Here is a 12,417-nt window from a genome sequence, read left to right as displayed (position 1 = left end):
CCCGCACGCCGGCCTCGCTGCGCCGCGGCCCCGCGGTGGCGGGCGCCGGGTCGTGCGCGGGTGCGGTGGTGGTGGCGGCGGTGAGGCCGGGGAGGTCCCAGTCGCGGGCGATCCCGGCGGTGTCGGCGCCCGCCACCGCGGGGCCGCGGCGCAGCGAGGCCGGCGTGCGGGAGAAGCGGGGCGCGGGGGCGGGCTGCACGGTGCCCAGGTACTCGGTGAAGGTGCCGCGCTCCCGCAGATGGGGGTCGCGGTGCGCCTCGCGCAGCGAGAGCACCGGCTCCACGCACGCGTCCGAGCCGGCGAACACCTCGGACCACTCGGCGCGGGTGCGGGTGGCGAAGCGGGCGGCGATCAGGGCCCGCAGTGCGGGCCACCCGGCCGGGTCGTCGCGTTCCGCCGCCTCCTTCGCGTCCTCGATGCCGAGCAGCCGGACGAACTCCGCGTAGAACCGCCGCTCCAGGGGTCCCACCGCCATGTGGCCGCCGTCGGAGGTGGCGTAGGTGCCGTAGTAGGGGCGACCGCCGTCCAGCAGGTTGGCCGCGCGGCGGTCCTCCCACATGCCGGCGGCGAGCAGGGCCTGCACGAAGGTGCTCAGGTGGGCCACGCCGTCCACGATCGCCGCGTCCACGACCTGTCCCTCGCCGGTGGCGCGGGCGTGGTGGAGGGCGGCGAGGACCCCGACGACGAGGTAGAGCGAGCCGCCCGCGTAGTCGCCGAGCAGGTTCGCCGGGGCCACGGGCGGCCCCTCGGCCGGGCCCGTCATGCCGAGCGCGCCGGTGCGGGCGAGGTAGCCGATGTCGTGCCCCGCGGTGGCGGACAGCGGCCCGTCCTGGCCCCAGCCGGTCATCCGCCCGTAGACGAGGCGGGGGTTGCGGGCGTGGCAGGGGCCGGGGCCGACGCCGAGCCGCTCGGCCACGCCGAGGCGGTAGCCCTCGACCAGCACGTCGGCGCGGGCGGCCAGGTCGAGTAACCGGCCCACGCCCGCGGGGGACTTGAGGTCCAGGCTCAGGGCGCGCTTGTTCCTGTTGGTGAGGTCGGCCGCCGGGTCGGGGCCCACCTCCTGGCCGCCCGGCCGGTCCACGCGGACCACGTCGGCGCCGAGGTCGCCCAGCAGCATCGCGGCGAACGGGGCGGGCCCCAGACCCGCCAGCTCAACGACCCGGGTACCGCTGAGCGGTCCCTCGCGCCGATCCGTCCCTGCTGTCATCCGGGCCCCCAGCCGTGTGAGCGTCGGCCGCCGCCGTCCCGGCCTCGCGTGCCAGGACGGTGCCGACACGGGCGAGAATAAGAACGCGTTCTACTTTTGACAAGTGCGCCGCTCCCGGGGTCAGCTCCCGCGGGCCAGGATCTCCGCGTCCGGACGGCCCCCGCGGGCCAGGAAGTCGGCCAGCGGCAGCGTCGCGGCGCCGACGGTGACCGCGTCCGTACCGAGGCGGCCCAGCTCGATGCTGGCCCGCGCCGCGGGGTGCCGCAGGGCGTAGGCCCCGGCCGCCCGCCGCACCGCGGGCAGCAGATGAGGGCCGAGCAACAGCCCGGCCCAGCCGCCGAGCACGATGCGCTCGGGGTTGAACAGGTTGACCAGATCGGCGATTCCGGCGCCCAGATACTCGGCCGTCTCCTCCAGGAGCCGCACCTCGCGCGGCTGGTCGGCCTCGGCCGCCGCCAGCAGCGCGGCCAGCGCCGCCTCCTGGCCCTGCCCTCCGGCGCCCGCGGCGCCGCCCGCCTCCACCCAGCGTTCGAGCAGCGCGTTCGCGCCCACATACGCCTCAAGACACCCCAGCGCCCCGCAACGGCAGCGGCGGCCCCCGACCCGCAGCGTGGTGTGGCCCCACTCCCCCGCCGCGCTGTCGGCGCCGCCGTAGGGCTCGCCGCCGGTGACGATGCAGGCGCCGACGCCCGAGCCGATGAGCGCTATGACCGCGTCCCTGGCCCCCCGGCCCGCGCCGAACCACATCTCGGCCTGCCCGAAGGTCCGCGCGCCGTTGCTCACGAAGAAGGGGACGCGCGGGGGCAGTTCGACGGCCGCGCGCAGCAGCGCCTCCAGCGGCACCGCGTCCCAGCCGACGGTCTGCCCGTGGACCACCGCGCCCCCGGCCCCGGGGACGCCCGACTCGACGATGCCCGGCACCCCGACGCCGACGCCGAGCAGCGGCTCGGGCCCGGCCGCCGCGGCGGCGAGCACGGCCGCGACCCCCGCCGCGATGTGCCGGACGACGGAACCGACATCGTGCCCCTGGTCGGTCAACGGGTAGTCGGCGCGCGCCAGTTCGGCGAGTGTGATGTCGAACAGCTCGACCCGCACCCGGGTCTCCCCCACGTCGATCCCGATGAGCAGCCCGCAGTCGGGGACCACGCGCAGCAGCGTGCGCGGGCGCCCGCCGTCCGAGTCGACGGAACCGGCCTCGCGCAGCAGCCCGTCGGCCAGCAGCCCGGCCGTCACGTTGCTGACCGTGCCCGAGCTCAACCCCGTCGCCTGGCCGAGCTCGTGACGGCTGAGCGGCCCGTGGAAGTACAGATGCCGCAGCAGCGCGGCTCGGTTGGCGCGCCGCAGGTCGCGCACGGTCTGCCGTTTCGTCTCAGCCATCTTCCCTCCGACGGGCAACCTACCCGTGACCGGGGGGCGGAGGGTCTTCCTCCGCCTGCCGCCCGTCGCCCGAACTGTACCGGGAGAGCGCTCTATCGCTGTGTTATAAAGGCGACCATGAGCGACAAGGCGGTCAGGAGCTCGCCCACGCTGGAAGACGTGGCCCGGGAGGCGGGAGTCTCCCGGGCCACTGTCTCTCGCGTGATCAACGGCATCAGGAACGTGGACCCTGACATCCAGGACGCGGTGCGCCGGGCCATCGCCGCCACCGGCTACGTGCCGAACCGCGCCGCCCGCTCCCTGGTGACCCGGCGGGCGGACTCGGTGGCCCTGGTGGTCTCGGGCGCCGGCGACGAGGATCACGAAGCGGGCGGCGAGGGCGGCGGCGTGCTGGCCGACCCGTTCTTCGGCCGGGTCGCCGGCGGGGTGGTGGGCTTCCTGCGCCCGCGCGGCATGCACCCGGTCCTCATGCTCGCCGACTCGGCCGAGGCGAGGAAGGAGGTCACGGCCTACCTCACCCAGGGCCGCGCGGACGGCGCCGTGCTCGCCTCCACCCACGCCGCCGACCCGCTGCCGCGGCAACTGGCGGACGCCGGGGTGCCCACCGTGCTGTTCGCCAGGCCGCCGAGCCCGATGCCGGTCAGCTATGTGGACCTCGCCCACCAGGACGGCGCCCGGCTCGCCGCCGACCACCTCGTCGCCCGCGGCTGCCAGCAGGTCGCGACGGTCACCGGCCCGCTGGACGTGCTGGCCGGGCAGGACCGCCTGACCGGCTTCCGCGACGCCATGGCCCGGCACGGCCACCCCTATGTGCCCACCGCCGAGGGGAACTTCACCCAGGAGAGCGGCGAACGCGCCATGGCCCGGCTGCTGGCCCAGGCGCCGGGACTCGACGGCGTGTTCGTGGCCAACGACCTGATGGCCGCGGGCGCGCTGCACTGCCTGCACGCGCACGGGCGGCGGGTGCCCGAGGACGTCGCCGTGGTCGGCTTCGACGACAGCAGCGCGGCCGTCTCCTGCCGCCCGTCGCTGACCACGGTGCGCCAGCCGGTCGAGGCGATGGCGGGCGAGATGACGCGGCTGCTGCTGGAGCGGATCGCCGATCCCGGGCTCCGCCCCACCTCGGTGATCTTCGACCCGACGCTGGTGGTGCGTCAGTCGGCGTGAACCGGCCCGCCCCGGGCACGGCGGCCCCACCCGTTCCCGAGCGCGGGCCCGTTCCGGATCGTGTGCACAGGCGTTGACACCCGACGCGGGCGGCGCCAGGCTCTCGGAGAGCGCTCTCCAACGCTCTCCGGCGCTTTCCGGCGCCTTTCGAGGCCGCCCGCACGCGGATGAGTGCGGGCGGCCGCCACCCCCGCGCAGAGGAGAAGTTGTGCTTCCTGACCGAGTGCCGGGCGCACGCCGCGCCCGGCCGCCCCTGCTGATCGCGGCGGTACTCGCGCTGCTGGCCGGCCTGTTCACGCTGGCCCACCCGTCCACGGCCGACGCCGCGGAGGAGCGCCTCCTCTCCCAGGGCGGGACGGCGACGGCCTCCTCCGAGGAGGGCGCCGGGTTCGGGGCGTCCGCGGCCTTCGACGGCGACCGGTCCACCCGCTGGGCCAGCGAGTGGGGCGACGACCAGTGGCTCCAGGTCGACCTGGGCGCCACCGCCTCGCTCAGCCGGGCCGTGCTCCGCTGGGAGGGCGCCTACGGCCGGGCGTTCACCATCCAGACCTCCGCCGACGGGCAGGACTGGGCCACGGCCGCCACGGTGACCAACGGCACCGGCGGCGTCCAGGAGGTGGCCCTGAACGGCACCGGCCGCCATGTGCGGCTGCTCGGCACCGAGCGCGGCACCGGATACGGCTACTCGCTCTGGGAGTTCGAGGTCTACGGCTCGGCGGACCCCGGACCGATCCAGGGCGGCGTGGTCGAGGTGACGGGAAGCCAGGGCGACTGGCAGCTGACGGTCGACGGCGAGCCCTACACCGTCAAGGGCCTCACCTGGGGCCCGGCCGTGGCGGACGCCGCCCGCTACATGCCCGACCTGGCCTCCATGGGCGTCAACACCATCCGCACCTGGGGCACCGACGCCACCACCGCGCCGCTGCTGGACGCCGCCGCGGCCAACGGCGTCCGCGTCATCGCCGGCTTCTGGCTCCAGCCGGGCGGCGGCCCCGGCAGCGGCGGCTGCGTCGACTACGTCAACGACCACGACTACAAGGGCTACCAGCTCTACCTGATGAACGAGTGGGTCGCCGCCTACCGCGACCACCCCGGCGTCCTGATGTGGAACGTCGGCAACGAGTCCCTCCTCGGCCTCCAGAACTGCTACTCCGGCGCCGAGTTGGAGGCCCAGCGCGACGCGTACGCGCAGTTCGTCAACGACGCCGCCGAGGAGATCAAGGCACTCGACCCCGACCACCCGGTGACCTCCACCGACGCGTGGACCGGCGCCTGGCCCTACTACCAGGAGCACTCCCCCGCCCTCGACCTGCTCGCGGTCAACTCCTACGGCGCCGTCTGCGACATCGAGCAGACCTGGAACGAGGGCGGCTACGACCGGCCCTACATCCTCACCGAGGGCGGCCCGGCCGGCGAGTGGGAGGTGGAGGACGACGTCAACGGCGTTCCGCTGGAGCCGACCGACGTCCAGAAGCGCGACGGCTACCGCCAGGCGTGGGACTGCCTGATGGGCCACGAGGGCGTCGCGCTGGGCGGCACCCTCTTCCACTACGGCACGGAGGCGGACTTCGGCGGCGTCTGGTTCAACCTGCTGCCGGGCGGCGAGCGGCGGCTGTCCTACTACGCGGTGGCCGACCTGTTCGGCGGCCAGGCACCCGCAAACACCCCGCCGGTGATCAGCGGCTTGACGGTGGGCGGCGACCGGACGGCGGTCCCCGCGGGCGAGGAGTTCACCCTGGACGCGGACATCGCGGAGCCCGACGGGGACGCGGTGACGCACTCGGTCATGGTCAGCAGCAAGTACCTCGACGACAACGGCGCGCTGACGCCCGCCACGTTCACCCGCAACGGCGACGGCACGCTCGAAGTGACCGCGCCCTCGCGTCCCGGGCCCTGGAAGGTCTACCTGCTGGCCAGGGACGGCCAGGGCAACGTCGGCATCGAGACCACCTCGATCGGCGTGGTCCCGCCCCCGGTCGACGGCACCAACGTGGCCCAGGGCCGCCCCACCACCGCCTCCTCGCACCAGGCCGAGGGCGACGGCGCGCCGTTCCTGCCCTCCCACGCCACGGACGGGAACCAGGACACCCGGTGGGCCAGCGACTGGAGCGACCCGCAGTGGCTCCAGGTGGACCTGGGCTCGGTCACCTCGTTCGACCATGTGCAGCTGGTGTGGGAGACGTCGTTCGCCCGCGCCTACGAGGTGCAGGTCTCGGACAACGGCACCGACTGGGCCACGGTCCACCGGGTGACCGACGGGCAGGGCGGGGCCGAGACCGCCGCGGTCCAGGGGTCAGGACGGTACGTGCGCGTGCTCGGCACCCAGCGGGGCACCGGCTGGGGGTACTCCCTCTACGAGTTCGGCGTCTACCGCTCGTGAACCCCTGACCGCAACGGCCCGGGGACCCCGTTCCCCCCGGCTCCCGGCCCCCGGCCGGGAGCCGGGGGCTCAGCCGCCCGGCGGCGGGGTGCGCGTGCGCGCCGCCGGACGACACCCGCCCGGAGAGATCAGTGAAGTCCCGTGGGTATGGGCCGTAGCTGGTGGGCGGAATCCCGTCGCTGATGCCAGGAGAGCAGCCATTCGGTGTACTCCGGCGTGCCCCCTCGGTGGTTCATTCCGGCATCGGCGACCACCGACGGGTGGGGGTTGACCACCCACAGCAGTCGAGACGGTCGTCCGGCGAGGTAGGGATGGTAGTCGTCGACGTCGCCGCCGGCGTACAGCGCGTCGGCGACCGCCTCGAAGTAGGCCGCCAGACTCGGCCATTCCCCAGCCTTCTTCCAGCCCCAGGCCGGGACCACCTGCCCGCACCTCGGACCGGGCCGCATGTCGATCACCCCGTTCTGGTACGCGACCCCCGCCCAGGGGATCCAGGACGGATGCCACAGCGGCTCCTCCCCGGGACCATCGCGCTTCCCGGGCACGCCGGTGGCCCGAGCGTGACGCGTGATCCGCTGCCACGTCCGGACGATCCGGTGCGTGGGCGACAGACCCGCACCAGGGAGGACGGCACAGTCAGGGGAACGGACGGCGCCTTCGTCCGCGCCGTCGTGACACCGCAGCAACTCGACCAGGTCGGCCGGGAATTCGAGGCTCATGGCCCGCTCGGCCTCGGCGATCCCGGCCGGCTCCACAGGGGGGCGCAGGGTGCGAAGGCTTTCCGGGGCGTGCGCCGCCAACCACGCCTCGATACGAGCCCACGACCGGGAAACCGGCTCCGATGCCCGCGCGGTGCTCATGCCCCCACACTAGCCACGGAGTTCCGTGACGGGCCGCCGCCGCAGACAGCGTGCCCCCTGCCACTCGTCCGGGTGGCAGGGGGCGGAAGCCGTGGTGCGGGTGGAGCGTGTGCCGTGTGCCGGGTCAGGGCAGCTCGTAGTCCTCGTTGAGCGCGGCCCCCTCCCCCGGGTGGAACTGGTCGTAGCCGCGGGCGTCGCACTGGAGACCGCCGTTGATGCAGTGCTCCACCATGGCCGCGAGGGTCGGCTCGTCCCAGGCGTTGAAGACGTCGTAGTGGAACGAGTAGCCCTCGCCGCTGGCGAGGTGGACCCCGGACATGTCGCCGTCCACGGGGAAGGCCATCTTGAACTCGATCATCGGAACGGCCACCGGGTGGCTGTCGGGGCAGACGTCCGCGCCGTTCTCCACGACCGGGTAGGACATGTGAGCCTGGTGGTCGGGCGAGTCGAGGTGCCGGCCGTCCCAGCAACTCGGCGCCTGGAAGCGGACGTTGAGCTGGCTTCCCGCGGCGCAGTGGGCGGGGATGTTGCCGTTGTCGTAGGAGTCACCGCACTCCCAGCCCTGGACCGTGGCGTCGAGGAACTCCGCCTCGGACTGCACCGGGCTCCCGACCACGTAGCGCAGCCCGGTCGGGAAGGGGCGCACCGTGGTGTGGTCCCTGATCCCGGACTTGTAGTAGATGACCTGGTCGCCGATGGGGCGGACCTCCCGGTCGCCGTCGAACATGGTCGGCATCCAGTAGGCGGTCAGGTCGCCGGGCACCTTGCAGGTGGTGCCGCCCGTGTCCAGGGACTCCCCGTCGGAGTGCGCGTTCGTCGTGGTGTTGCCCATGAAGGTGTGGTCGTGCGAGGCGCCCGGCGCCCCCGGGTAGACGATCGGGTCGTCGGGGGCGGTGTGGCTGACGCGGCAGTTCGCCTGGAACTCCCGGTGCTCGGCGAACGGCGGGTTCTCCTGCGGCTCGATGCCTTCCACCGGCTCGTCCACCGGGATCCACTCGCCGGGGGGCGGCGCCGCCATGGCGGCCCGGTGCGCGGCATGGGGGTCGGGCGCGGCGTCCTCGCCGGCGGGCGGCGCGGCGGCGGCGCCCATGGCGGTGATGCCGGCCGCCACCAGCGCCACCACCGTGGTGATGAGCGAGCCCGACATCAGGGCTGATCTCCGTACCATGCGGATCTCCGTCTCGCAGTGGGGGGTTGAAGAGATCGGGAGGGACCTCAGGAAAGCCGGAAGAGCCGGGAGAGCGCTCTCCCATCTGGCCGCAGTGTTGCCCCGCAACTGAGCGCGCGTCAAGAAGCGTCACACGCCGGAACGGATCCGGTCGTCAGCCTCCGGGCGACGGGGCGGGTCCACGGAAGCGGACGTTCCCCGCGCCGGCCTCGTAGAGGTAGGCCGTCGGGCCCGAGCCCGCGTAGTCCCCCGCGGTGTCGAACGCCAGCTCCCGCGCCACGCCCCGGTACCTGGCGCCGCGGAGGCGGCGGAGCACCCGGGCGCGGCTGAGGGTGCCGCCGCCCTCGGCGGCCGCGCTCATCGCCTCGACCACCATGCGGGTCGCGTCGTAGCTCTCGGCGGCGTACGGCTCGGCGCCCTCGCCGAACCGCCGGCGGTGCACGGAGGCGAACCCCTGGGCGCTCTCGTCCGCGACCGGGTCGGTGTAGGTGGCCAGGAAGAACCAGCCGTCGGCCGCCTCCCCGGCCTCCCGGAAGAAGGCGGGGCCCATGGCCTCCTGCGTGGCCACCCCGGTGCCGGTGAACCCGGCCCGGTGGAGCGCGAGCGCGAGGCGCCCCGCGCCGTCGGCGAAGCCGCAGTAGACGACCACGTCGACGCCTGCCTCGGTGAACTCGGCCGCGACCGGGGCGAAGTCCCGGATCCCGGCGGGCAGCACCCGGGGCAGCAGCTCGATCCGCTCGCGGTCGATGGTGCCGCTGACGGCGCGCGTCGTGCGGGCGCTGTAGAGGTCGGCGGTGCGGTCGTCGACGAGCGCGACGCGGTCGGCGCCCAGGGTCTCGGTGACATAGACCGGGATGGACAGGCCGCTGCTGCCGGTGCTCGGCCGCCCGTGGAGCAGCGTCTGGTACTCCTCCCTGGCCTCGAAGCTGCCGACGGAGAGCGCGAGGAGCGGCACCCCGGCGTCCGAGAGGACCCGGGCGGTGTCCTGGGCGACCGCGTCCGCGGTGGGCCCGATCACCACCATCACCGAGGCGTCGGCGGCGAGTTCCCTCGCGACCTCGGCGGCGCGGCCCGGTTCGCCGCGGTCGTTGACATGGCGGAACGCCAGCTCGAAGGGCAGGCCGCCCATCTCCTGGAGCTCGGCGACGGCCAGCGAGACGCCGCGCAACTGGCCGTGGCCGAGGTCGGCGTGGGGTCCGGTGAGGTCGGCCTGGAGCGCGACGGTGAACCGGCTGCCGTGCCCGGCGGCGGCGGTGGGCGGGGACGGCCGCAGGGCCCACCACGCGCCGAGCCCGCCGACCGCGCCGACCGCGGCGGTGGCGCCGAAGAGCAGCGCCCTCCTGGTGAGCGGGGTCCGGGCGGGCGCGGGCTCCGGGTTCCCCCGCGGGGCGGCGGCCCCGGGCTCGGGGCCCTCCGGCTCCGGGATCGGCAGCGGCACGGCGCACCGCGCGGCGACCTCGCCCGCGACCAGCCCCGGCAGCCAGTCCGGAGCGCCGGGCGGCTCGGGCACGGCGAACTCGGCGCGCAGGTCGGCCGCCGTCGGCCGCGGCACCGGGTCGTGCTCCAGGCAGGCGCGGACCACTTCGAGGAGGCTGCGGGGGACGTCCGCCAGGTCGGGCGGCTCGTGCAGGGCGCGCAGCAGCAGGTCCTCCTCGGGGCCCACGCCGAACGGGGAGCGCCCCGTCGCCGCGTAGGCCAGGAGGCAGCCGAGGGAGAAGATGTCGCTGGGCGGACCGGTGCGCCGCTCGTCGCCGAGGGCGTGCTCGGGCGCGAGGAAGCCCGGCGGTCCCGCGCGGGTGGCGCTGCCGCCGAAGCCGGTGAGCCAGGGCCCGTCGGGCGTCAGGTGGACGTGTCCCGGGCGGACGTCGCGGTGGATGAGCCCCGCCTCGTGGACGGCGTGCAGCGCCTCGGCCAGCCGCGCGCCCAGGGCGCGCACCGTGCGCACGGGCAGCGGGCCGTGCGCCGCCAGCGTCTCGGTCAGCGAGGGGCCGGCGACGTAGGGGTAGGCGGCCCAGCTGATGGTGCCCGCGGTGTCGGCGGCGTGCACGGTGATGAGCCAGCGGGCGGCCACGTGCCGGGCGGCCGACACGTCGCGCTCGAAGCGGGCGCGGAAGTCGGGGTCGCCGGAGTGCTCGGGGCCGATCACCTTGAGGGCGGTGGGCGTGCCGCCGACGGAGGTGGCGAAGTACAGGCGCCCGGTGCGTCCTTCGGCCAGTCGGCGCAGCAGCCGGTAGCCGCCGACCCGGGGCGGGTCGGCCGGTTCGAGATCCCTCACCGCGTCCCGCTTCCGGCCCCGGGGCGCGGGGCCTCCCGTGCCCTCCGGCAGGCGGGCGCGGCGCACGGGGACGTGCCACGCGGAAGCCTGGGGTGCCGCACCGTTCCTCCTGGTCCGCTTCAGCGGGGTGCTCTCGCGCCGCGGCATGGAGAATACGGGGGGCGGTCGGCGGATCCCACGGGTCCCCCACCCGCCCGCCCACTCGGCGGCACGATGTCAGACTGTAGCGAAGCAGTGGCGCTCCGCGCTACCCGAGGAGTCGTTGGTGGACGCACATCAGGCACTGGCACCGGGCGAGTTCGCGCCGGTGACGACCTATCTGGACACCGCGGCCCACGGGCTGCTGCCCGCGAGAACGGTGGCCGCGCTGCGGGAGGCCGTGGCGGGGATGGGCGAGGGCCGGATGGACACGCCGGGCTGGTTCGAGGCGGTGCGCTCCGCGCGGTCGGCGTTCGCGGGTCTGGTGGGGGTGGCGCCCGAGCGGGTCGCGGTCGGCTCCTCGGTGGCGGTGCACACGGCGGTGATCGCGGGCTCGCTCCCTCCCGGCTCCGAAGTCCTGTACGCCCGGGATGAGTTCGCCTCACTGGTGACGCCGTTCGCGCAGCGTCCCGGGCTGCGGCTGCGGGAGGTGGAGCTGGCGGAGCTGGCCGAGGCGGTGGGCGCGTCCACGTCGCTGGTGGCGGTCTCGGCGGTGCAGTCGCTCGACGGGCGGGTGGCCGACCTGCCCGCGATCGCGGAGGCGGCGCGGCGCCACGGGGCGCGGACGCTGGTGGACACCACGCAGGCGGCGGGCTGGCTGCCGCTGTCCGCGGGGGACTTCGACTTCACGGTGTGCGGCGGGTACAAGTGGCTGCTCTGCCCGCGCGGGACCTCGTTCCTCACCGTTCCGGAGGACGGCGGCGGGCTCACCCCGCTGCACGCCGGCTGGGTCGCGGGGCAGGAGCCGTGGCGCAGCACCTACGGCCCGGTGGCCGAACTGGCGCGCAGCGCGCGCCGGTTCGACGAGAGCCCGGCGTATCTGCCGTATGTGGGGGCGGCGCGGTCGCTGGCGCTGCTGACCGAGCTCGGCCCGCACGCCCTGGGCGCGCACGGGGTGGGGCTGGCGCGGCGGTTTCGCGCGGGGGCGCGCGGGCTCGGGTTCGAGCCGGTGGAGGCGGAGTCCCCGCTCGTCGGGGTGCCGGGGCTCGGCGGGGGCGCGGAGGAGCTGGCCGCGGCGGGCATCCGGGTGGCGGCGCGCGGGGACAACCTGCGGGCCGCGTTCCACCTCTACAACACCGCGGCCGACGTGGACCGGCTGCTGGAGGTGCTTCAGACCTCGCGCAGCGCCTGACGGCACAGCCGGTCGGCGCGGCGGGTGGTCTCGGGCAGCCGGTAGCCGCGGGTCAGGTGCAGGGTGTGGGCGCAGGCGGAGTCCAGCGTGGTGCGGTGTCCGGGCGAGACGAAGACCGGCTTGACGCCGTCCCTGGTCACCAGGGCCCGGCCGACCTCCTCGCCGCCGTCGAGCAGCGGGGTGTGGGCGCCGCGTCGGGGCGGCGGCGGCTCGTGGGAGAAGAGGAACGGGTTCTTGGCGACGCCGAACGCGGGCAGCCCGGTGAGCACGCCGAGGTGGCTGGCCAGCCCGAAGCGGCGGGGGTGCGCGATGCCGTAGCCGTCGCAGACGACGAGGCCGGGCGCGGCGCTCAGCCGGTCGAGGGCGGCGAGGACGGCCGGGAGTTCGCGGAAGGCGAGCAGGCCCGGCACGTAGGGGAACGCCACCGGGCCGACCGCCGTGGCCTCCTCGACCACGGTCAGGGTGACCGCGTCGAGGGCCACGGCGGCGGCCGCGACCACGCCCCTGGCGTCGTCGTAGGCCACGTCCACGCCGACCACGGTGCCGGGGTCGCCGGGCGCGGGCCCCGAGGCGTCGAGGACCGTGCGCTCGCGCAGCCGCAGCTGCACGGCGACGGCCTCGTCCTCGGTGGCGGGCGTGGTGTGGGCGGGGAG

At 75.3% G+C, this 12,417-nt stretch carries 9 protein-coding genes; 3 read left to right on the top strand and 6 right to left on the bottom strand.

The features are described from left to right. Window positions 1-1,207 (bottom strand): CaiB/BaiF CoA transferase family protein (locus ADY01_RS24365; protein ID WP_049577710.1); only part of this gene is annotated, 1,207 nt, incomplete at its 3' end. 120 nt (window positions 1,208-1,327) lie between these two features. Next, on the bottom strand, window positions 1,328-2,584 hold the full coding sequence (locus ADY01_RS24360) for an ROK family transcriptional regulator (protein ID WP_049577707.1): 1,257 nt from the start codon (window positions 2,582-2,584) through the stop codon (window positions 1,328-1,330). A 117-nt stretch (window positions 2,585-2,701) separates the two neighbouring features. On the opposite strand from ADY01_RS24360, the gene ADY01_RS24355 reads away from it, so the two are divergent. Both ADY01_RS24355 and ADY01_RS24350 read left to right on the top strand, forming a co-directional pair. Next, window positions 2,702-3,751, top strand: coding sequence for a LacI family DNA-binding transcriptional regulator (locus ADY01_RS24355; protein WP_049577705.1), 1,050 nt, complete (start codon window positions 2,702-2,704; stop codon window positions 3,749-3,751). A gap of 208 nt (window positions 3,752-3,959) precedes the next feature. Next, window positions 3,960-6,131, top strand: a complete 2,172-nt coding sequence (locus ADY01_RS24350) for a discoidin domain-containing protein (protein ID WP_107081811.1) — start codon at window positions 3,960-3,962, stop codon at window positions 6,129-6,131. A gap of 128 nt (window positions 6,132-6,259) precedes the next feature. Here the strand turns inward: ADY01_RS24350 and ADY01_RS24345 are convergent, their stop codons facing one another. The 3 genes from ADY01_RS24345 to ADY01_RS24335 all read right to left on the bottom strand — a co-directional run bounded on the left by ADY01_RS24345 (window position 6,260) and on the right by ADY01_RS24335 (window position 10,434). Beyond that, on the bottom strand, window positions 6,260-6,886 hold the full coding sequence (locus ADY01_RS24345; RefSeq protein ID WP_159001381.1) for an SMI1/KNR4 family protein: 627 nt from the start codon (window positions 6,884-6,886) through the stop codon (window positions 6,260-6,262). Window positions 6,887-7,115: 229 nt separating this feature from the next. After that, entirely contained in the window at window positions 7,116-8,159 is a 1,044-nt protein-coding gene (locus tag ADY01_RS24340) for a DUF1996 domain-containing protein (RefSeq protein WP_049577695.1), read from the bottom strand. A 154-nt stretch (window positions 8,160-8,313) separates the two neighbouring features. Continuing rightward, window positions 8,314-10,434, bottom strand: a complete 2,121-nt coding sequence (locus ADY01_RS24335; RefSeq protein WP_063784334.1) for a bifunctional serine/threonine-protein kinase/ABC transporter substrate-binding protein — start codon at window positions 10,432-10,434, stop codon at window positions 8,314-8,316. A gap of 265 nt (window positions 10,435-10,699) precedes the next feature. Between ADY01_RS24335 and ADY01_RS24330 the strand changes: the two genes are divergently transcribed. After that, the gene (locus ADY01_RS24330; RefSeq protein WP_049577688.1) at window positions 10,700-11,764 is read left to right on the top strand and encodes an aminotransferase class V-fold PLP-dependent enzyme; all 1,065 of its coding nucleotides are present in this window, start codon (window positions 10,700-10,702) and stop codon (window positions 11,762-11,764) included. On the opposite strand, the gene ADY01_RS24325 is transcribed toward ADY01_RS24330, so the two are convergent. Continuing rightward, on the bottom strand, window positions 11,743-12,417 hold a 675-nt coding region (locus ADY01_RS24325; RefSeq protein ID WP_049577685.1), incomplete at its 5' end, for an endonuclease V. The two genes, ADY01_RS24330 and ADY01_RS24325, sit on opposite strands and share 22 nt — an antisense overlap.

This window comes from Streptomyces sp. SBT349 (assembly GCF_001083795.1).
Taxonomy (GTDB): Bacteria; Actinomycetota; Actinomycetes; order Streptomycetales; family Streptomycetaceae; genus Streptomyces.
This window is presented reverse-complemented; position numbering and strand designations above follow the sequence as displayed.

What these genes read in the sequence shown, in the direction of transcription:
- ADY01_RS24360 (WP_049577707.1), bottom strand. Translation starts at nt 2,584, where the DNA reads ATGGCTGAGACGAAACGGCAGACCGTGCGCGACCTGCGGCGCGCCAAC.
- ADY01_RS24355 (WP_049577705.1), top strand. Translation starts at nt 2,702, where the DNA reads ATGAGCGACAAGGCGGTCAGGAGCTCGCCCACGCTGGAAGACGTGGCC.
- ADY01_RS24340 (WP_049577695.1), bottom strand. Translation starts at nt 8,159, where the DNA reads ATGGTACGGAGATCAGCCCTGATGTCGGGCTCGCTCATCACCACGGTG.